18 protein-coding genes are annotated in these 22101 nt (G+C 46.9%); 10 read left to right on the plus strand and 8 right to left on the minus strand.

The window, feature by feature from the left end; all coding sequences use genetic code 11:
* From RIB93_RS11925 to RIB93_RS11935, 3 genes are all read left to right on the plus strand, one after another.
* Positions 1–2906, plus strand: a 2906-nt coding sequence (locus tag RIB93_RS11925; RefSeq protein WP_446372989.1) for a hypothetical protein, incomplete at its 5' end; no start/stop codon positions are given.
* A gap of 203 nt (positions 2907–3109) precedes the next feature.
* Positions 3110–5743 (plus strand): CHAT domain-containing protein, encoded by a 2634-nt coding sequence (locus tag RIB93_RS11930; protein ID WP_446372990.1) that lies wholly within the window; start codon positions 3110–3112, stop codon positions 5741–5743.
* A 343-nt stretch (positions 5744–6086) separates the two neighbouring features.
* Entirely contained in the window at positions 6087–6329 is a 243-nt protein-coding gene (locus RIB93_RS11935; protein WP_446372991.1) for a hypothetical protein, read from the plus strand.
* Between the two features lie 147 nt (positions 6330–6476).
* Here RIB93_RS11935 and lnt read toward each other — a convergent pair whose 3' ends face one another.
* From lnt to RIB93_RS11960, 5 genes are all read right to left on the minus strand, one after another.
* Entirely contained in the window at positions 6477–8081 is a 1605-nt protein-coding gene (lnt, locus tag RIB93_RS11940; protein WP_446372992.1) for an apolipoprotein N-acyltransferase, read from the minus strand.
* 236 nt (positions 8082–8317) lie between these two features.
* Positions 8318–8662: a cupin domain-containing protein gene (locus RIB93_RS11945; RefSeq protein WP_446372993.1), complete on the minus strand. Its 345-nt coding sequence runs from the start codon at positions 8660–8662 to the stop codon at positions 8318–8320.
* A gap of 427 nt (positions 8663–9089) precedes the next feature.
* A complete protein-coding gene (locus RIB93_RS11950; protein ID WP_446372994.1) occupies positions 9090–9461 on the minus strand; it encodes a hypothetical protein in 372 nt (123 codons plus the stop codon).
* A gap of 192 nt (positions 9462–9653) precedes the next feature.
* Positions 9654–10451: a hypothetical protein gene (locus tag RIB93_RS11955; protein ID WP_446372995.1), complete on the minus strand. Its 798-nt coding sequence runs from the start codon at positions 10449–10451 to the stop codon at positions 9654–9656.
* A gap of 94 nt (positions 10452–10545) precedes the next feature.
* Complete coding sequence (locus RIB93_RS11960; RefSeq protein WP_446372996.1) at positions 10546–10752, minus strand: hypothetical protein; 207 nt, start codon at positions 10750–10752, stop codon at positions 10546–10548.
* A gap of 75 nt (positions 10753–10827) precedes the next feature.
* Here RIB93_RS11960 and RIB93_RS11965 point away from each other — a divergent pair, with 75 nt between their 5' ends.
* The 4 genes from RIB93_RS11965 (at position 10828) to RIB93_RS11980 (ending at position 16575) form a co-directional block, all read left to right on the plus strand.
* Complete coding sequence (locus tag RIB93_RS11965; protein ID WP_446372997.1) at positions 10828–11691, plus strand: Tab2 family RNA-binding protein; 864 nt, start codon at positions 10828–10830, stop codon at positions 11689–11691.
* A gap of 68 nt (positions 11692–11759) precedes the next feature.
* On the plus strand, positions 11760–13088 hold the full coding sequence (locus RIB93_RS11970; protein WP_446372998.1) for a TldD/PmbA family protein: 1329 nt from the start codon (positions 11760–11762) through the stop codon (positions 13086–13088).
* 172 nt (positions 13089–13260) lie between these two features.
* Positions 13261–15876: a chloride channel protein gene (locus tag RIB93_RS11975; protein WP_446372999.1), complete on the plus strand. Its 2616-nt coding sequence runs from the start codon at positions 13261–13263 to the stop codon at positions 15874–15876.
* Positions 15877–15942: 66 nt separating this feature from the next.
* Positions 15943–16575: a restriction endonuclease subunit R gene (locus RIB93_RS11980; protein WP_446373000.1), complete on the plus strand. Its 633-nt coding sequence runs from the start codon at positions 15943–15945 to the stop codon at positions 16573–16575.
* A gap of 400 nt (positions 16576–16975) precedes the next feature.
* Here the strand turns inward: RIB93_RS11980 and RIB93_RS11985 are convergent, their stop codons facing one another.
* Positions 16976–17995, minus strand: a complete 1020-nt coding sequence (locus tag RIB93_RS11985; RefSeq protein ID WP_446373001.1) for a hypothetical protein — start codon at positions 17993–17995, stop codon at positions 16976–16978.
* Positions 17996–18301: 306 nt separating this feature from the next.
* On the opposite strand from RIB93_RS11985, the gene RIB93_RS11990 reads away from it, so the two are divergent.
* Genes RIB93_RS11990 through RIB93_RS12000 form a run of 3 tightly spaced genes read left to right on the plus strand, consistent with a single transcriptional unit; the run spans position 18302 to position 20265 of the window.
* Complete coding sequence (locus tag RIB93_RS11990; protein WP_446373002.1) at positions 18302–18646, plus strand: hypothetical protein; 345 nt, start codon at positions 18302–18304, stop codon at positions 18644–18646.
* Positions 18618–19946, plus strand: coding sequence for an ATP-binding protein (locus RIB93_RS11995; RefSeq protein WP_446373003.1), 1329 nt, complete (start codon positions 18618–18620; stop codon positions 19944–19946). The genes RIB93_RS11990 and RIB93_RS11995 overlap by 29 nt, the downstream gene beginning before the upstream one ends.
* A 58-nt stretch (positions 19947–20004) precedes the next feature.
* Positions 20005–20265, plus strand: coding sequence for a hypothetical protein (locus RIB93_RS12000; protein ID WP_446373004.1), 261 nt, complete (start codon positions 20005–20007; stop codon positions 20263–20265).
* A gap of 527 nt (positions 20266–20792) precedes the next feature.
* Here the strand turns inward: RIB93_RS12000 and RIB93_RS12005 are convergent.
* Both RIB93_RS12005 and RIB93_RS12010 read right to left on the minus strand, forming a co-directional pair.
* Entirely contained in the window at positions 20793–20978 is a 186-nt protein-coding gene (locus RIB93_RS12005; RefSeq protein ID WP_446373005.1) for a hypothetical protein, read from the minus strand.
* Between the two features lie 304 nt (positions 20979–21282).
* Positions 21283–21834, minus strand: coding sequence for a transposase (locus RIB93_RS12010; RefSeq protein ID WP_446373006.1), 552 nt, complete (start codon positions 21832–21834; stop codon positions 21283–21285).
* Positions 21835–22101: the final 267 nt, after the last annotated feature.

Consider the following 22101-nt stretch of genomic DNA (forward strand, 5'->3'; position numbering starts at 1 on the left):
TGCAGGATACAATCAGCAATCCGTTTATCGCGGCGGCTTTTAATCAGTTAGAGGTGGAAGGTGCTAACCGTATCGAGATTTCGGCGTTAAATCATCCGGAGAGTGGACTGTTTTCCGGTGCAGATTTAGTCTTGCGTTCAGCTAATCCCATTAAAGGCAATGCTCATTATACAACTGGGGGCAGTTTTCGGATAGAAGATTTAGAGGGGAACTTAGGACAATTAACCAGTCCAGAAGACCCGGTTATTCGCGCTAGTGGGGATGTAGTCTTAGGGGGTTACGTGGGCGCTTCTCTGCATATTCTGGCGGGAGGGAGTGTGACGATTTCAGGGGACGTTATTATCCAGTCTCCCGACCCGGTTAATGGTATTGTAGAAACCATTACTTTGTCAGATGGCACGACTGTATTAGTTGATGGTAAAACCAAACCCACGTTAGATATCCGGGCGGGAACAACGGCGTTTGATATCCCAGATATTCAGGGTATCCCAGCCACGGGAATTATTGTTCCGCCTTTACCCAATCCGGTGGGAATTCCCACAAGTGCTGATATTACGATTGGTGGTATCTTTTTCAATGCCCCTGATGGTGTTGCCTTGATTACCAATCAATACCAACCGAATTTATCCTTACCCGGTGGCGAAATTACCATAAAGGGTATGTCGGAAGTGGCGATTAGTCCGAATCCAGATAATTCGGCGGCGACTATCAGTTCAATCACGATTGACTCCAGAGACAGCATCACCGTCAATGGCGTCGTTAATGCAAGTTCTCTAGGAGGTAATGGTGGTGATATTAGCTTAATTAGCGAGGGAGATATCGTCACCTCTGATATCTTATCCATTGGCGCAGTAGGTGGAAACATTAAAGTAAGTAGCCAAGGTGCGATCGCGTGGGATAATAATCTCATTGGTAGTGCCAGTTTAAGTCCGATTCCTGTACCCAATCTTCGGGGTGGTGATGTCACCATTACAGCGAATTCAGTCTCCTTAACCAACGGCGCACAAGTGATTGCGGGAACCTTAGGGGCAATTCCTGGCGGAAATGTCACCGTACAAGCCACAGAATCTGTAGATGCAAGTGGGATTAATCTTGAGGGTGTTGATAGTCCCCTGTTGGATACCATTCCTGGGGTAACGGATTTTCTGGCAACCATTCCCAGTAGCGGCTTCTATGCCATTACAGGCGGAGATGGTGCGGCGGGAGATATCCTCATTGAAACACAGCAACTGAACTTGCGATCGGGCGCAAGGGCGTCAACGTCCACGTTTGGCAGGGGTCAAGGGGGCGATTTAACCGTGAAAGCCTCCGATACTGTGGAACTAACAGGTGTTACCAATGAAACAATTGGGGGTTTGTTTACCGAAGCAAGTAGTTCTGGAGATGCAGGAACCCTAACCATTGAAACCGGACGATTGATGATTCAAGAAGGGGCTAATATATCCGGAACAACATTTGCTCAAGGGAGAGGAGGAGATTTAGAGGTGAATGCCTCTGAGTCTGTCGAGGTGATAGGGGTATCTTTAGTTGAGGGTGTTCCTAGTCTTTTTGTCTCTGGAACTCTAGGTACGGGTGATACTGGAAACTTAACGATTAATACCCGTCGCTTGATTATCCGTGATGGCGGATTTGTCGAAATTGGTACAGCAGGTTCCGGTGACGGCGGGGATTTAACCGTGAATGCCTCAGAGTCAGTGGAAGTAATTGGGAAATCTCCGATTAATATAATTCCCAGCACCTTAGGTACTGATACAGTTAATACCTTAGCGAATCCGACGGGTGGAGGAACGGCGGGAAATTTGACCATTAATACGGGGCGATTAATTATCCGCGATGGGGGATTTGTTACCTCTTCATCAATTGGAGATGGGCAAGGGGGAAGTTTATTCGTCAATGCGGCTGAATCTGTAGAAATAATTGGTACATCTGCTGAAGGTTTTCCCAGTGGATTATATGTCCAGGGATTTGGTACAGGAAATGCGGGGAATTTGCAGGTAAATACCAATCAATTAATCGTCCGGGATAGGGCAAGAGTGACAGCCGCAACGGGAACGGTTGCCAATGACTTACGTCTGACTGAACCCACGTTAGGATTTGGGAGGTTGCAAGGTATTATTCTGCCTCCTCAAGCCACAGGAAATGCCGGGGAAATGCGGATTACCGCCAACTCAATTAACCTGGATAACCAAGGGTCTTTGATTGCCAGTACCGTATCGGGTGAAGGCGGTAATATCAATCTTCAGGTAGAAGATTTAATTGAAATGCGCCGCAATAGCCTGATTGCGGCAGAAGCGCTTGGCGGTGAGGGTGATGGGGGAAATATTACGATTGACAGCGAATTCATTGTGGCAGTTGAAGACGAAAACAGCGACATTGTGGCTGATGCCGTTGAGGGTGATGGCGGTGACATTAATATCACCGCGCAAAGTATTTTTGGGTTAGAATTCCGTCCCCAGCGCACGCCAAAAAGTGATATTACTGCCAGTTCCGACTTCGGGTTAGACGGTGATGTGGAGATTAATACCCCTGATGTTGATCCCAGTCGGGAGTTAAATCAATTACCCACCAAACCGATAGATGTGCGAGGATTAGTCGGTCAAGTGTGTCAAGCCGATGCTGGACTCAATCAAAGTAGTTTTGTGGTCACCGGACGCGGCGGTTTACCCCCTAAACCGAATGAATTACTCCGGGGGGAAGCAGTATTTGCCGATTGGATTTCCTTAGAGTCACCAGAAAACAATAGTGATAATACTACGGCAACTCTCCCCGATAAACCGACTCAACCGCGCCAGATTGTAGAAGCTAAGGGATGGATTCGAGATGAACAAGGTAATGTTATCCTTACGGCGGAAGCCACTAACATGACATCTGGAAATCCCCCCGTTAATCCTAAGTTCTGTGAGTAAATAAGAAGGCAGGAGGTAGAAGAAATAAGGGGGTGATTGACTTAGATTTAATACCCCTCACCCCCAACCCCTCTCCCAACCTCCCTCGTTCCCCCCTACGAGGAGGGATGACAAAGGATGCTTCGCTTTTTTTGCATGGGAGAGGGGAGCAAGAATAAACAACGTCGTACCCCTATAACATAATCTTGTTGGGATAAAATAGTATGAAAAACAAATGGTATCTACCTGTTCGTAGTAAGCGCTTCAGCGCCATAAAACGAGGTATATCATGGCTACTATTAGCCAGTATCACCGCCATTTTCTGTATAGTCATTTCCCCGATATCCGCAACCGGAATCGGACAACCCGAACCCCAACCCGCAGCAATTGAGACAACAACCGCTAACTCCTCTCCAGAAGCCTGGGTAAAACAAGGGAAAACCTTCTACGAAACAGGTCAATATGCTAACGCTGTAGAACTCCTCAAAAAAGCAGCCCAAGCCTATCAAACCCAAGGCGATACCATCAAGCAAGCTACAGTCCTCAGTAATCTCGCCTTAGCCTATCACCAACTCAGCTTATGGTCCGAGGCAAACGACGCCATTTCCCAGAGTTTAACTTTACTGCAAACTGAACCAAACCGCGACGTTTCTACCCATCACCTCAATGTCTTAGCCCAAAGCCTAATGATTCAGGGGCGTTTACAACTGAATCAGGGACAACCCGAACCCGCCTTAGCCACCTGGGAGCAAGCCACCGCCCTGTACAATCAGTTAGGGGATAAAACAGGTGAACTCAAAAGCCAAATTAATCAAGCGCAAGCCATGCAAGCCCTGGGGTTTCATCGACGGGCATTACAGTTACTCCAGCAAGTCAGACAAACCCTCGACAATCAACCCGATTCCCTCACCAAAGCCGTCGGCTTGCGATCGCTCGGGGAAGTGTTACAATTCGTAAACGACTTGCCCCAAGCCCGTCAGGTATTAGACGAAAGTTTACAAATTGCCCGCCAGTTAGAATCCCCCTCTGATATCAGCGCCGCCTTATTCAGTCTTGCCAATACCAGCCGTCAACAGCAGCAAGTTGAAGCCGCCCTGGAGTTCTATCAACAAGCGATAACCGCAGCCCCATCTCCCCTTATCCAATTACGGGCAAAACTCAATCAACTCAGCTTACTTATCGAAACCGGAAATCGCCAACAAGCGCAAACCTTAATCCCGCAAATTCACAGCCAACTCAACCGTTTACCCCTTTCAGATCAAGCGATTACATCTCGGATTAATTTTGCCGAAAGTCTGATTAAATTAGCACAGACGCGCCATGGCGCGTCTCTACACCAAGACATCGCCCAAATCCTCACCACCGCTATCCAGCAGGCGGAAACCCTGGAAGATAAACGCCTCCACGCCTATGCATTAGGAACTCTGGGACATCTTTACGAACAAACCAATCAACTGCAACCCGCCCAAGAATTAACCCAAAAAGCCTTAATTCAAACCCAAGCGATTGAAGCCTGGGATAGTCTGTATCCTTGGCAATGGCAATTAGGGCGCTTACTCAAACAGCAAGGCGATACCCAAGGGGCAATTGCGGCGTACCAAGGGGCGGTAGATACGCTGCAATCCCTACGTAGTGATTTAGTCGCGGTTAATTCTAATGTCCAGTATTCCTTCCGGGAACAGGTTGAACCCATCTACCGCCAGTTAGTCGAACTCCTATTACCCGCAGATAATACCCAAATTAGTCCAGAACAACTCGAACAAGCCCGTCAGGTGGTTGAGTCACTCCAAATCGCGGAATTGGATAACTTCTTTCAAGCCGATTGTATCACGGCTCAACCTGTAAATATTGATACGATTGACCAAGAAGCTGCCGTACTTTACCCGATTATCTTATCTGATCGCTTGGAAATCATTGTTCATTTACCCAATCAACCCTTACGCCGTTACACCACCTTTGTCTCCAAAACTGAATTAAAAAGCACATTAGAGGAATTTCGTCAAGCCTTACCTCAGCGCACCAGTTTAAGATTTCTGCCCCTCGCCCGAAAAGTCTATGACTGGATTATCAAGCCCGTCGCCGCCGATTTAGCCCAAAGTGAGGTAAAAACCCTAGTCTTTGTATTGAATGGCACGCTGCGGAATATCCCGATGGCGGCGTTACACGACGGGGAGCAATTCCTACTGCAAAACTATGCGATCGCGCTGACTCCAGGGTTAGAATTGTTAGAGTCCACACCCCTGACCGAACAAAAGCTTGAAGTGTTAACGGCTGGACTTTCCGAATCCCGCCTAGACTTTAGTGCCCTACCCAATGTAAAAATCGAACTCCAACAAATTCAATCGTTTATGCCAGGGAAATTGTTACTCAATCAGGAGTTTACCAAATCCACATTAGAAAATACGATGGGTAACGTATCATTTCCCGTTGTCCACCTCGCCACCCACGGTCAGTTTAGTTCAGAAGCAGAGGGAACCTTTATTATTACGTGGGATGATAAGCTTAATGTGAATGAATTGAGTTCCTTACTCAAAACCACGGATTTGCGTCGCACCAATCCCATTGAATTACTGGTACTCAGTGCCTGTGAAACCGCTAAAGGCGATGATCAAGCTGCATTGGGATTAGCGGGTGTCGCCGTCAGAGCTGGGGCTAGGAGTACGATAGCCACATTATGGTTAGTGGATGATGCGACGACGGCGGATCTGATGGTGAAATTTTACCAAGTCCTCACTGAGGATAAAGTGAGTAAGGCTGAAGCCCTGCGTCGCGCTCAACTCTTGATTTTACAAGATCCAAAGTATCGGAAACATCCCTATTTCTGGACACCATTTGTATTAGTTGGCAATTGGATTTAACGGTTGTAGGGGCGAGTCGCTGCTCTGATGGTGGCGGTGGAATTTTCGTATCTCGACTCGCCCCTGTCTAAATCTAGGCGGTGTCAGATAATTACCGATATCCGATGCAGGGCGACCCGATAACATTAATCGGTGGGTGGTGTTAATTTTGTGCGGCGGGTCGCCCCTACGATTCTTATAAAAGGAGATTAGATTCTTATAAAAGGAGATTAGGGGCGTGATATCGCTATATTACCTGTGATTATGTGGGACAAACGCCTTGGGCAAAAGGATATGGCACGTTTCCCACCTATCATGTTCGCCGTCGGCACGTTTAGACTTGAATAAAAAAGGATAAATTAAAATGTCTAAAGAATTAGTGGATTTGATGAAACAAGCAGACACCCTCACACCTGATGAGCAATTGCAGTTCATCGCTTACTTAACCCAGAAACTACGACGGTGTGAGATGAAGCGGAAACCCCGCCGTAACGTGACAGAATTTGCGGGAATAGCCCCTAATCTACTCAAGGGTATGGATGCTCAGGATTATGTCACCCGCCTGAGGCGTGGGGAGTTTCCAGAGTTAGAGAATTACAAGTGTTAGTTCTAAATGATTTTAATGGTACTGAGTCCAGGTAAACAGTTATGGCGGTGGAAACCGCAGAGAAACAAACGTGCAGGGTTTTGGATGTTTGTAGTGAGGACTTTAGTCCTCTTGCTAGGGGCAATCAAGCGCCTACTACAAACAAGATTAGCGACTCACGATAAACGCTAACATCGCCAATCCTATTAATGTTGGCGTTAACCAATTGCCCCAGCGTACATAAAGCGTTTGGGTTTGTCGCCGATAAACTGTCGCCGCATGAATCTGGTAGGTATTAATCCCAGAAAGCCATAAAGTTCTACCATGAGGATCGACAATGCCAGAATAGCCCGTATTCGTCGCCCGTACTGCCCACCGATCTGTTTCAATAGCTCGCATCACATCTTGGGCGTGGTGTTGGGCGGGCATGGTTTCACTATAATGAGCATTATTTGAAGCACTGAGAATAAACTCACCTCCCCTAGCGGCTTGATGGCGGAAATGATAGGCAAACGCTGACTCATAACAAATCCCCGCGATCGCACGACCAAATGGTGTGGCAAACTGTTGGTTGGGTTGACCTGCGGCTAAATGGGCATCTAAGGGGGAAAGGCGATCAATTAAACTGCCCAATAGTTCCTCAAAGGGAATATATTCGCCTAAAGGGACGAGGATGACTTTGTTATAGCGGCTGATGGTTTCCCCTGTACCTGTAATCGTAAATAAGCTATTTGTCAGGCTATCTCCTTTTTCCCCAAACGCCCCCAACCAAATCAGTACACCTTTGTCTAAAATAGCCTCTTTCAAGCGATCGAGTTTGTATTGATAAAAGGGAACGGGTGAGCGAAATTGATTAATCTGTTCATCCCAGAGAAAGGGTAATGCTGTTTCTGGTGTTAGAACGGCTTCTACTCCTTTATCCGCTAAGGCGTTGTAACCCTTGGTATAATTTTCAATTGCCCGACTCCAACCATCTCGATAGAGTTTAATCCGGTTGGGAATATTCCCTTGAATAATACCAACCTTGAAGGCGGCTTGGGTGGGTTGAATCAGCGGGCGACTGTAGAGTCCAAATCCAATCAGATGGAATCCGATGAGGAGTCCTAATGCTAGGATAAAGTTCTGCTTGGCATTAGATCCAGTGACTCGTTGGGTTCGATTAGAGAAATAACTAATCCCAGCTTCCGCGATTAATCCATTCACCGCGACAACGGCGGCGGTGACAGTAAACGGACCCGAAATCTGACCCAGGTGTAAAATCCATAAATTATGGGGGCTTTGGGTATACGCCAGAGATGTCCAATTGAGATCGCCTAACGTCCAGAAGGCTTCTAAACCACACCAGAGGGCAATTCCGAGTAAGACGCGAGTAACTGTCCTAAATTTTGCACCTTGACGATTCAATAGTGAATTGAACGCCGTCATCCCCACCGCCCAGAGCACCACCAGAATCGTCCCCCAGAGGGTAATAAACACCCAGCAAAAAAGCGCGATCGCTAAACTGGCTAACCAGGGTACTCCCATCCAATCCATGGGATGAACACCTGTAATCCAAAATAGGGCTAACCCTTGATAGCCAATCCCCCAACAGAAACCATATAAAGCCGTCTGGCGCAGACTTGGCTGATTCACCACTAAGAACCACAAGGGAACCAAAGCAATCCACGCCAAAGACCAGGCTTCCACAGGGGATGGAGTTAATCCCATCAGGATACCACCCACCAGGGATAATAATACAGGAGACGCTCGCCAAAGTTGCTTAGGAATTTGCATAGTGACAAAGGATTTAAGGGGAATGTCGCTGACTTAAGCCCTCAACTAAAGTTGGGGCTAAAAGCTAAAACCCGTTGAAACGGGTTCAAAGAGTTAATTCATTTATTTCCAGGCTATGCGAGTCAGCGCCATTTAGCACAACTCCAGTAATCGGAACTCTGATTTACAAGGAATGGGAAAGTCAATTGTCAATTTATCATAGTTCTTCACACACCCGTTTTCAGTGTTGAATTAACTCAGATTTTATCGTCTCTGCCATTAGATTTGAGATTACCATGGACAGCCAGCCAAATACAGGGTGGGTGAGAGCTTGTCCATTCAACTCGGTGTTTTTGATGGGCATTAATTAAAACGTAATCCCCGGCTTTCAGTTCACTTTTAGACCCATCATCATAGATAAGAATTGCTTCCCCCTGAAGCAGGATCACCCACTCATCCTGCTGCTGATCATACCATTCTCCGGTTGGTGTTGTTTGCCCTGTGGAGATAATTCGCTCAATTAACACACTATCACTAGAGACTAATGCCTCAAATTGTTCTTCATGGGGCAGTTGAGAGGGAAGGTTAAAAATATTTGGCATATCTCATGAATAATGAAAAATGATAAAATAACGTACTTCACAAACTTGAAAACCGCTGTCATGGGATTGGGTATCATTTAGAAACTAAATCTTGTAAGTACCTGGACATAAATTCTGTCTACTGTACTAAGAAATGTTAAGAAGCCTCAAATTATTACTGTTCCCTGTTAAGAGTCCCCTAATTTCAACCGTAAACTTTCCTTTGTCCGACTACTTATTCCCTTTTACCCTTTACCTTTTGCCCAAGAGAATAGGCTAGTAGACTTGAGAAACCAGGAACATTTCTCACCGTACTAGCCCAGATTAGTTGTTTGTGTTGGAGTTGCTTCTTAATTGTCTTCTATTTTTTACGGCTATGACATCGGCAATAGTTATCAAATAATTTTGCGCGACTTTGCGGATGTCATTTGAGAATAGTTATGACTAATTATTCCCTGAGCGGCACTTGTAGCTTGAGTCGCTGAACATCTCCCTCTTCTCCCACAGCCGGAAATAGGTCAAGGGGATCACCAGAGTTGAGAGTATCTCCAACGACAATTCGTAGGCGATCGCTAATGGTAAAGCGTGAATCTGCAGAATTCACTCCGACTGCATCTGGAGCAATGGACGAGTTGGTATTGAAGAAAGAACGGTAATCGTTGGATAGACTGCGACGTTGTACAGTCCGTAGGGATTCACCGGATAACGTAACCGAATTGTCATTAGCGCTAAACGGTGAGTCGGACTGAGCTTGGGCAAGGGGGACTAAGCCAAAGACCGCAGTAGTGATGCTTAAAACAACGAGTGTGTGGCGTCTCATGAGCGCTCTCCCTGGTTTTATAGTGTTGGAAACTTGCTACTGTTGAGACTAATTATACTTTGCAGCATACCAAGAGTTTGCTGAAAAATTTACAATGTGATTAATTTTTTATTGATTTGTTGACCAAATTTGTTACCAAGTTGACCATTTACAGGCTGGGTAATAATCAATAGCTCATTGATCGAGTTTCAGCTACGAACCTCTGTCTTGCTCATCAAACTCAAATCCCCAGTCTTCACCTTCATTCTCATCCTCATCCTCCGGTTCCGCTTGGGGTGGGGGTTGGCGGTAGGGCGGGGTAATTACTCGATAGTTAGCATCATACACTGCCTCAGATTTGCCAATTCTCGATTTAGACGTATTAGATTCCCGGTAACTGTAGGAATAAACCGAGTCGGGTTGAGAACGAAGGCTGGGTTCTTGACGTGGTTCGTAACTACTGCGATCGCTTCCGATACTGCGCTCTTGGCGATCGCGCTCTGTTTCCTCTTCCTCTAATACCTCTTCCTCTGGCTGACTTTCAAACTCATCCCAGTCAAACTCGTCCTCTATGGATGTTGCCGATTCTCCTTCAAAGTTCCACTCTGGAGCAACAGCTTGATCCCAATCCGAACCGGAAGCAGAGGGCGGCGGTTCTGGTGGTGGTGGTGGGGGTGGGGGTGGGGGAGATGGCATTTCTGGTTCAGTTTCCTGGGGTTCAGGTTCCTCCTGCTCAAACTCAACATCTGATCGCCAACGATTTGGAGGCGATGCTTGGGCGGTGCGATCAAACCTCTGAACCCTCCTGGGTCGAAAACTGAGCAATTGTAAGACTAAACTGGTAAGTATGCCGAGTGCGATCGCCAGTCCTATCCATACCGTCAGAGGCAATGCAACCGTTTGCATTCCTAAAAATACGATAGACAAGGCGGGGGCTGACAAATTTGACAACACAAATATAGCCAGTCCACCTCCAACCACGCATAACAGGACAATTCGATTCACAGGCATGATTAGTGATTTACAGGTATGGATAGAGCGCTTACCTCTAACTTACCGCGTTCTTAACCTCTCATCTGATCCGTTATAGCAGTAGACACATCGATTAGGACTTTCCGAACTGTGCTAGATAAGCTTCTTGCATCGCGTCTCTACATAAATGATGTGTCCTAACCATCTTGGCGGTTGCTATATCTTCCCCATCTTCCTCATCTTCCCCATCTCCCCCAGCTTCCCCAGCTTCCCCATCTCCCCCATCTCCCCCATCTCCCCCATCTCCCCCATCTCCCCTATCCACTCGATTTGACCGCAACTTGGCATAAATCGTTCAGGGAGCGGATCGCTAACCCGTATTATTAGAAGAGGGGTTAGATTATACAGTCTTGGCATGACGATTATTTGGGAACTCGATTTCTATTCACGTCCAATCTTGGACGACAATCAGAAGAAGCTCTGGGAAGTCTTAATTTGTGAGAGTCCTTTAAACATCCACCAATCCACAGACGACTTATTTCAGTACGCGCAGTTTTGTTCCAACCAGGAGGTCAACTCCTTATGGTTGCGGCAATCCTTAGAAGAGGCGATCGCGGCATCGGGACAAGCACCGACAAAAATTCGCTTTTTCCGGCGTCAGATGAACAACATGATTACTAAAGCCTGCCAAGAGTTAGGCATTCCCGCGATCGCCAGTCGTCGCACATACACGCTGGATCACTGGCTCAACCAGCGGATCAAGGACGTTTATCCCCAGCAACCCGGATATCAGTCCTCAGCCGCCGCCTCTGCCTTTGTGCGCTACCAACCTCAAGTTCCTCAACCCTTACCCGACGCCATCCAAGGACAAAAATGGGCATTGGTGAGCTTGGAAGCCGAAGCATTTGCTGATATGGAGGAGTGGGACATTGACTTTGGTGAAGCTTTTCCCCTGTCAATGATGGATCTGGCTCCCGATACGCGCATTCCGGGCATGATTATTTTCTCCGATCGCGCCAAAGCCTTAGCCGCATGGATGTCGGGTTTAGAACTGGCATTTGTTAAATTTCAGGGAGGTGTCACTCCTCGGTTATTACTGGAAACGGGTGCTAGTGATAGCTGGGCTTTAGCCAACCTAACCGATGATCAAACCCTAGCGGAAGCTCAAGGCTTTGAATCTGCCAAAGAAAACGCCCAGTCCATACATTTTCTCGCCGTGCAGTCAACACCAACCTCAGAAACCTTTGCTGGATTTTGGTTGTTGCAAGAATTAACGTAGCCCTGAATGGGTTAGGGGTTTATCACCATGAGCCGGAACTATAAACAGAATAATTAACCCTAAACATTATGGAGTCTCCGAATTTGTCACCCGCCCTGCCCTGCGAACAACTTTTAGATCTGGCACTCAAAGCCGGAGCCAAGGATGCTGAGGTCTATCAGTCGCAATCGATGTCTCGACCTGTACTCTTTGAAGCGAATCGCCTCAAGCGGCTAGAAAGTAGTCAATCAGAAGGGGTGGCGCTACGCTTATGGAAAAACGGTCGTCCCGGATTGGCGGTTGCTTATGGTGCAGTGAATCCCCAAGACTTAGTGGATCGAGCCATTGCCATTAGCACTCTGAATGAATCGGAATCGGTGGAACTCACACCGGGACGTACCGAAGGTTATCCCGACTTGGGCAAGTCCGTGGCGGTAGAAGAATTGGTCGTCATGGGCAAAGAAGCGATCGCCAAAATTCGGGACGCAAATCCAGAGGTTCTGTGTACCGCCGAATTGGAATGTGAAGCCGAAACCATCCGCTTGATCAACTCTCAAGGCTTGGATTGTCACTACACCGACACCACACTCAACTGTTTTGTCTCCGTCGAATGGGTGCGCGGCGATGACTTTTTATGCGTCTCGGATGGTCAAACCCAACGGGAACAGCTTAACGCCGATAAAATCGTACAAGCGATTCAGCAACGCCTCAACTGGGCGCAAAATAACGTTTATCCCCCTATCGGTCAAGTCCCAATTTTGCTCACCGCCAAAGCCGCCGATTTACTCTGGGATACCGTCCAAACCGCATTAAATGGAAAACAGGTATGGGAAAGGGCTTCCCCTTGGAGCGATCGCTTGGGTCAAGTGGTCAGTTCCCAAAACCTTACCCTATCTCAACAACCGAATACGGGTCCCTATAGCTGTCCTTTTGACGATGAAGGGACACCCACCCGACCCCTATTATTAATTCGCGAAGGACAATTGCAACAGTTTTATGGCGATCGCACCATCGGGCGATTACTGGGAGTTGGCAGTACAGGGAATGGATTTCGCCCCAGCTTAGGCAGTTATCCCACCCCAGGCTTAGTCAATATCATGGTGCAACCCGGTAAAGGCTCATTGAGAGACTTACTGATGCAACTCGATGATGGATTAGTCATCGACCAAATCCTCGGTGGTGGGGCTGGCATATCTGGAGACTTTTCTGTCAATGTAGATTTAGGGTATCGCGTCTGCAACGGTACGATCATCGGTCGGGTAAAAGACACTATGGTTGCGGGAAATGTCTACACTGCCCTTAAGCAAATTGTTGCCCTGGGTGAAGATGCAGAATGGAATGGTCCATGTTATACCCCCTCCTTAGTGTTAGAAGGACTCTCAGTGACGGCTTCTGAGCAAACCTCTATTTTGATTTAGGCGATGGTGTGATGGGGAGCAGGGGGAGCAGGGGGAGCTGGGGGAGCAGGGGGAGCAGGGGGAGCTGGGGAAGCAGAGGGAGCTGGGGAAGCAGATGGAGCAGATGGAGCAGAGGGAGATGGGGAAGAGAATTACGAATGACATAAGACATAAGACATAAGACATAAGACAAATGAGCAATCCCATACGTCAATGGTTACTGCCCAAGCGACGTTTGGCGATCGCAGAAGCTTGTTTAATTGGGGTGGTTTCTGCGCTATCTGCCGTGTTACTCCAACACAGTATTGGTTGGCTCGGTTCATGGCGGGTTCAAACTTCTGAACAATTTCCGCCCTTTCTAGTTTTACCCGCGTTCGGATTGGTATTGGGAGCGCTGTCTGGATTCTTGGTCGAGTATTTGGCTCCCGATGCTTCTGGGAGTGGTATTCCGCAAATTAAAGCCGCACTTGCCCAATTTCCCATCGCTCTCGATTTGCGGGTGGCGGTGGTTAAACTCGTCAGTACTATTTTAGCGATCGCGGGAGGACTTACCCTGGGACGCCAAGGACCGACAGTTCATATTGGTGCTGCGTTGGCGGCTCAGTTTAGCCGTTGGTTTCCCACATCTCCCAGCCATCGACGCCAGATCATTTCAGCAGGGGCGGCGGCGGGTTTGGCGGCGGGGTTTAATACGCCAATTGCGGGTATTTTGTTTGTGGTTGAAGAATTACTCCATGATTTTTCTGGGTTAACTCTGGGAACGGCGATTCTGGCTTCGTTTATCGGTGCGGTGATTTCTCGGATTTTGGGGGGGCGTAGTCTCGACCTGAACCTGGAATGGGGTGAAACAACCAGTAGTTTTTCCGCCCCAGAGATTCCCTTTTATTTACTTCTAGGTCTTTTAGCCGGATTACTGGCAACCTTATTTAATCGAGGAATTCTGTTTTCCCTGACCCTACAGCGCCGCTTTCATGTCTCCTTGGCGGTGAAAATGGGGCTAGCGGGATTAATCTGTGGGTGTTTAGTTTCTCTATTACCCCCAGATTTTCGCAATAATAGCGGATTGCGAGAGTTATTAATTACCGGGGAAGCGACGTGGCAATTCACTAGCCTCGCTTTAGTCACCTACTTTTTTCTCACCATTGTTTCCTACGGATCGGGCGCTCCTGGGGGTTTATTTCACCCGTCACTGGTTTTGGGTTCTGCTTTGGGTTATCTAGTGGGTGTCGCTAAGTTATCGTTTTTCGGGGTTGGGGACCCGACGACTTACGCCTTGGCAGGGATGGGGGCGTTTTTTAGTGCGGTATCTAAGGTTCCTATAACCGCGATCGTAATCATATTTGAGATTACGGCGGATTTCAATCTGGTTTTACCGTTAATGATCACCTGTGTGGTGTCTTATCTGATCGCTGATCAACTTTCCAAAGGCTCACTTTATCAGCGTCTGTTGGAATGGAGAGGATATACCTCCCCAACTCAAAAGGTGGACAAGGGTTCATTGGTTGGGTTAACAGCAGAGAATTTGATGCAACGGCGGGTGGAAACCTTATCCCTCCAGATGACCCTCGATGACGCCTTACAGACGGTGTCTCGTTCGACGCACCAAGGATTTCCCGTGGTGGATGGGGGGACGCTAGTGGGGATTATTAGTCAATCAGATATCACACAGGCGACAAAAATGCAAGGCAATCCACCCCGTTGTCCTTTTCCCGGAACCACACCCTTAGCGGATATTATGACACCCAACCCGATAACGGTTAAGCCAGGGGCGAGTTTAGTCGATGTGCTGTATTTGCTCAACCGTTACCACCTCAGTCGTCTCCCGGTAACAGAAGGGCGTAAGTTATTGGGAATTATTACCCGCAGCGATATTATTCGAGCAGAATTGGATCAGCTTGATAGTAAAACAACTCAGCCTAGATCACAATTAGAACCCTCTTATGTAGTTTATCAAACCCGATCGCCAGAAACGGGACGAGGACGGTTATTAGTTCCCATCGCCAATCCCCAAACCGCCCCCATATTAGTCAAACTCGCCGCCGCCATCGCCCGCGATCGCGACTATGAATTGGAATGTCTACAAGTGATTATCGTCTCCCGCAGCAATTCTCCGGCAGAAACGCCAGTAAAAACAACAAACAGTCGTCGGTTATTACGTCAGGCGGAAAAGTGGGGACGAGATTGGAATGTACCCGTTCATACTCAAATACGGGTGAGTCAGGATACTACTCAAGCGATTCTAGAAACCATTAAAGAGCGACATATTAATTTGATGATGATGGGGTGGAAAGGCTCAACCTCAACCCCTGGACACATTTTTGGTGGGGTAGTGGATGCGGTGATTCGCCAAGCGCCCTGTGATGTGATGGTCGTGAAATTGGGTGAAATGATGCATCCACCTTATATCCCTCCCTTCTTTCGGCGTTGGTTGATTCCCATCGCAGGTGGTCCCAATTCGCAACGCGCCTTGGATTTTCTGCCAGCGTTAATTCCTTTAAGTAGTAAACCACCTGATATTCGATTATGCCAAGTCTTTGATCCAGAAGATACGATTACGGATACAACCGCCATAGAAAAAGCTAGCGACTTTTTAAAGAAACAAATCGAGGGTCGGATTCGCCGGATTCCCATTCGCGCCAGTGAGGTTTCTGATGCGGTGGTTTATATCGCCAATAACCAATTATGTGATGTCGTGGTTTTAGGCGCAAGTCGGGAAGGGCTATTACAGCTAATGATTCAGGAGAATATACCGGAAGCGATCGCGCGGCGGGTTAAGAGTACTGTTATTTTAGTTCGCAGTGCGACATAAGGCACAAGGACTCGCATCCCCTACTACGAACCCACTCTATTTCACAATAAATTTCACCAACTCGTTATGGTACAAATCATTCAAGCCCAAGATATAGATTTACGCTATCTCCTAGAAAACTATAGACTCCAATTGGTTGAAGACAACCAATTTTTTACCGAGTGGCAGGAAGATTTACCCGATCTATCTGATTCCGACAAACAACAATTAGACAAAGTAAAAGCGGGTTATCTCAATCTGCTTAACTATCCCCCCTTACTAGAGGATGTGGTGAGAATGGCTGTCTTAGACCCTATTCTCTTCATTGGTGATTTTTATCTAGCTCCCTTTTACGTTAAATCCGAACAATCCATTGATATTGTCGAGGAAGATGATGGCGTAATTATCAGGGGAAGAATTGATACATTAGTCTTAAAAAACCAGCTTTGGGTTATGGTTATCGAGTCGAAACGAGCCTCCTATTCCATTGAAGCCGGACTTGCCCAAATGTTGGCGTATATGCTAGGAAATCCCAATCCAGAAAAACCTAGCTATGGCATGATTACCAGTGGAGGAACGTTCATATTTGTCAAATGTGTTCAGGAAGACTATCCCAAATACGCGACATCAAACTTGTTAGCGACTCGCAACCCTGGAGATTTGTACAGCGTTCTCAAAATTTTGAGGCGCTTAAGTCAAATTGTAATTAGGGATTGTTGAATAAATGTTCAAGATGAAAAGTCTAGATAAAGTCCTGAAACCTTGTATTAGCTTACCATTGATGAAACTATATTGACTTTGTAATCCAGACAATCCAGTCCGCGCAGGCGGACTTTTTTTGTGTAGCAGCGACTTCCAGTCACCAGGATTCTCGTTATTTTTTCCAAGGAAGCTTTGTCCCCATCTCAGTTAGCGCTGAGAAGACTAAATAAAGGATGAGACAGCTAACACCTGCCAGAAAAAGAACTAAATCATTATCCATAATTGGAACCTAGACCGTTAAATTAAATGAGTCCTTAATTGCATAAGGGCGCAAGCCTTGCACCCCTACATTTTGGTGTGCGATTCGTAATTGAGAACCGCTATACTTATGTAGATGTAACTTCTCCAATAAAATTATTCAACGTTTTTTCTTCGACCCAGAAGATCTGCTGCTACTACTCCCAAAACCCGATGAACGATTTCGGGATGAACTTGGCTTAGGTTTCGATTGGCTAGACTGTCTTAAATTACTACTTCCATAACCCGAACCCGTGGTTCTGCTACTTGATGAAGATGGGGAGGAACTTGTTGAGGAACCTGTCGATGGTGGTGCAGATTGAGTGGTTGTAGCTGGATTCGTTGTTCCCGGTGAAGCTTGAGGCGTTCTCGATTTATCCGTTGGCGTTGATGGGGTTGTACTGGATGAATTCGTGGATGCGGGTGAGGTTCTCGGAGTTGTGGTTTGACTCGTGGTTGACTTCCGCAAGACTCCCGATGTACGTAACTGATTGTTCCGCACTGCAGGCGGTGGTGTGTTGTGGTTGCTTTGATATTTCGTAACCGCTTGGTCATAACTTGAGGCATGATAACCACTATGCAGCACTTGACCGGATTGATAGGGGGGTGGAATATAATAGCGAGGGGAATGAAAGTCCAGTTCAATCTCAATCTCCCCGTCACTCTCAAAGGGTTGCCAGTAGGTTGATTCCTCACGCACAATTACCATTTCATTGTTACTGGCTGGTTCCGTAACCGCGTGGATATATTCAATCTGAAACTCTGGACTCAAATGCAAAACCGCTTGGTTATTCTGCATTTGTAGATAACTTTGTTCCCCACTATTACGTTCCTCTGGCGTCAGGGGTATCATTTGCGGGTTTGTGGTACTGTACGCCGCGCCTGTATAATTCATTAAAAATAAAGTATACTGCCCATTGGCGTCATTGTAGGTCACTTGCTGGATAGGATACTTCCCCTCTGTGAGTCGAGTCTGAGAGGATACCGTGTTGGTGTTCTGTTGTCCTACAGACTGAGAATAGTTGGTTGAATCCTGACAAGCCAGTGTTGTCCAACACAGCGTTACACTGAGAAGCACGGGAGTAAATTTGCGGAACGTTCGACGTGGCGTAACCATAACCGCTCTCCGATAATTTTTCATAGCTACTATTTTAACTCGTGATTAGTTAAGGAATGGTTAGACCTAACACCTCAGCTTAACCAATAGCCAAACTGGGGACGAGTCTCTGTCTATTACTCACGATTAGGTCTTGAATGATATGCGCGATCGCGAGTATCGTTACATTTCTTAACAAACATCACCCATCCCCAATCTTGATAATTTCTTGACAACAAGACCCCGATAGTATCCTGATTGCGGCTGAGGCGTCCAGAATAGTGAAGAGAAAACGGATGGAAGAGTAATCGCAATCCTCACATCGATCTAGCTAGCAATTTGTAGGAAAAAATGAATAAACGACTATTGAGTGTCAGCCTCCTGTTCCCTATTTTACTGCTTGAGGCAGGTCACAGTTTAGCGCATTCTGGAAGCACAGCAAATCAAGCATTCGTATTTTCCAGACTTAGCCCGAGAACGTCTCAGGTTACACTCGATAGGCAAGAGTCTCCCCCATTTTTCCTGGCTGCTAGGAAAGAAAAACCCAAAACCTGTCGGTGGGCGGGTTATTGTGACGACGAGAATAACCAGGATAATGCGACAAGTGCGATCGCGTGGCGAGATGCCCTGTCTTTCAACGACAATAGCATAAGGACGATGATGACTTATGGGACTAGATCTACCGAGATTTTATAAAGCGTGCAATCCCAGCAAGCCCTTAACCGTGGGGGAAGTTGAAGATCAGCAGTATTATATTGATTTTTCCCCAGTGAGAGGGAATCGAATTATTCAGTCACTGCGACGCACCATTGCCTTAATTTCCCCCGATGAACCCACTTGTCAACTGTTTACAGGTCATATTGGCTGCGGGAAATCCACCGAATTGCTGCGACTCAAAGCGGAGTTAGAAAAGCACGGCTACTATGTAGTATACTTTGAGTCCTCCCAAGACTTAGATATGGCAGATGTCGATATTACTGATATTCTCCTCAGTGTAGCGGGTCGGGTCAGTGAAAGTTTAGAAGCGATTAAAATTAAACTGAAACCCGGTTATTTTGCCAATTTGTTTAGTGAAATTGCCGACTTCCTGCAAACGCCGATTGAACTGAATGCCGAAGCCGAACTCTCGATTGGCATTGGTAAAATTACCGCCAAAACTAAAGAAAGTCCCAAACTCCGCCGCCGCTTACGGGAATATCTAGAACCCCGTACCAGTGGTATTTTAGAATCGATTAATACCGAACTTTTAGGACGGGCAACCACGGAACTGCGGCGACGGGGAAAGGCTGGGCTGGTGGTGATTGTCGATAATTTGGATCGGGTAGATAATCGTCCGCTTCCCTCGGAACGCTTACAACCCGAATACTTATTTATTGACCGAGGTGACCAATTACGGAAACTGAATTGTCACGTTGTTTATACCCTTCCTCTATCGTTAACCTTTTCCAATGATGTGGAAATTCTAAAAAATCGGTTAGGGGGTGGATTACCGCCAACGATATTACCCATGGTTCCTGTGCGCGAACGGGATGGATCAGAATGTAAAGAAGGGATGGATTTGTTGCGGCAAATGGTCTTAGTGAGAGCATTTCCGCACTATACTCCAGCACAACGATTCGCCTTACTTCCCGAAGTCTTTGATAATACTGAAACCTTAGATCGTCTCTGTCAAATCAGCGGTGGGCATCTGCGGAACTTACTGGGACTTCTATTTGGCTGTTTGCGACAAATGGACCCCCCAATCTCGCGGGATTGTCTAGAAGGCGTAATTCGCGAAAGTCGGGATTACCTCACCTCATCCATTGATGATGAGGAATGGGAGTTGCTGTTTCAGGTGGTACAACAACAGACGGTGAAAGGAGACGTGGAATACACCACTCTACTCCGTAGCATGTTCGTCTATGAATACCGCGATCGCAACGGGAATTGGTTTTCCATCAATCCGGCGCTGGAAGAGACACAGAAGTTTCAAGATTGGTTGAGAGAAAACACCTAAAATGGTTGTTGCTGTAATCCTGGTTAACAGTAATTGTAGGGGCGGGTTTAGGGATTCAATGATCACACACACCCTAAACAATACAGCGAAACCCGCCCTATCCCCACCACCAGACGACGAAATCTATCCTAATCCTTCACGCGATCGCACGCCAATCCTCCCCATCATCTACCCCAATCCTGTAGGGGCGGGTTTAGGGATTAAATCATCAGACAACACCCCCAACAAAACAACGAAACCCGCCCTATCCCCACCGCCCGATCACGAAATCTATCCTAAGATTTCAGGCGATCGCACACCAATCCTCCCAATCCTGTAGGGGCGGGTTTAGGGATTCAATCATCACACACACCGCAAACCAAACAACGAAACCCGCCCTTCTCCACCACCAAACCACGAAATCTATCCTAAGATTTCAGGCGATCGCACACCAATCCTCCCAATCCTGTAGGGGCGGGTTTAGGGATTCAATCATCACACACACCTCAAATAAAACAACGAAACCCGCCCTATCCCCACCGCCCGATCACGAAATCTATCCTAATCCTTCACGCGATCGCACACCAATCCTCCCAATCCTGTAGGGGCGGGTTTAGGGATTCAATGATCACACACACCTCAAATAAAACAACGAAACCCGCCCTATCCCCACCACCAGACGACGAAATCTATCCTAATCCTTCACGCGATCGCACGCCAATCCTCCCCATCCTGTAGGGGCGGGTTTAGGGATTAAATCATCAGACAACACCCCCAACAAAACAACGAAACCCGCCCTTCCCCACCACCAAACCACGAAACCTATCCTAATATTCCATGCGATCGCACGCCAATCCTCCCCATCATCTACCCCAATCCTGTAGGGGCGGGTTTAGGGATTAAATCATCAGACAACACCCCCAACAAAACAACGAAACCCGCCCTATCCCCACCACCAAACCACGAAATATTCCACGCGATCGCATCCATTAATCGAATGTTATTGGTGACGCAGGGCGGGTTTTGGATAAATGTTATTGGTTTTCCCTTCAATTTTGTCCCTAAACCCGCCCCTACAGATTAATCGAATGTTATGGGTGGGCTAGGGCGGGTTTTGTATAAATGTTATTGGTTTTCCCGTCAATTTTGTCCCTAAACCCGCCCCTACAGATTAATCGAATATTATTGGTGGGATAGGGCGGGTTTTGTATGAATGTTATTGGTTTTCTCGTCAATTCTGTTCCTAAACCCGCCCCTACAGATTAATCGAATGTTATTGGTGGGCTAGGGCGGGTTTTGTATAAATGTTATTGGTTTTTCCGCCAATTTTGTTCCTAAACCCGCCCCTACATTAGATTTATCTTCGATTTGTATGCAAGGCTAATTTTTTAATGGTTCCATCCCATTCTTGAGAACCACTAGGGTGCAATTCGTCTTCTTCCCAGGCTATGGGATTATTCACAATGTATTTACGAATCGCGGTTAATGATTGTTCATTGCGAATAATATGTTCATAATAGCCACGTTGCCACACGGGGACACCCCTCTGGCGACGATTTTTATTAATACGGCGTGCTGAAAAGGTTTTGAATCCCCGGATAATCTCTGGCAATCCATGGTGTTTTTGACTGGTAGTATCCGCTGTCAATATCAGGATGCCATGGATATGATTGGGCATGATCACAAATTCATCTAATTTTAAATTAGGATGATAGTGAAGCAAATTTTGCCAATGTAAATAGACAAATTTGCCTGAATCGCTTAACTGCATTTGACTATCGATGATTTCACCTAACAGGGTTTGGCGTTGCCAAGTACAAATGGTAATAAAATAAAATCCCGGTTGTGTATAATCATAATCTTTAAGGCGGATTGAACGTCGATGATGTTGATCCGGATTGTATTTCATAATCAGATCGCACAATGTTTTCCTTGGGCAAAACGTGTAGGGGCGGGTTTAGGGATTCAATGATAATACACACCCCAAACCAAACAACGAAACCCGCCCTATCCCCACCACCAAACCACGAAATCTATCCTAATCCTTCACGCGATCGCACACCAATCCTCCCAATCCTGTAGGGGCGGGTTTAGGGATTCAATCATCACACACACCGCAAACCAAACAACGAAACCCGCCCTTCTCCACCACCAAACCACGAAATCTAAATCCTTC

Origin of the sequence: Coleofasciculus sp. D1-CHI-01 (assembly GCF_040218875.1) — a bacterium.
GTDB lineage: Bacteria > Cyanobacteriota > Cyanobacteriia > Cyanobacteriales > Coleofasciculaceae > Coleofasciculus.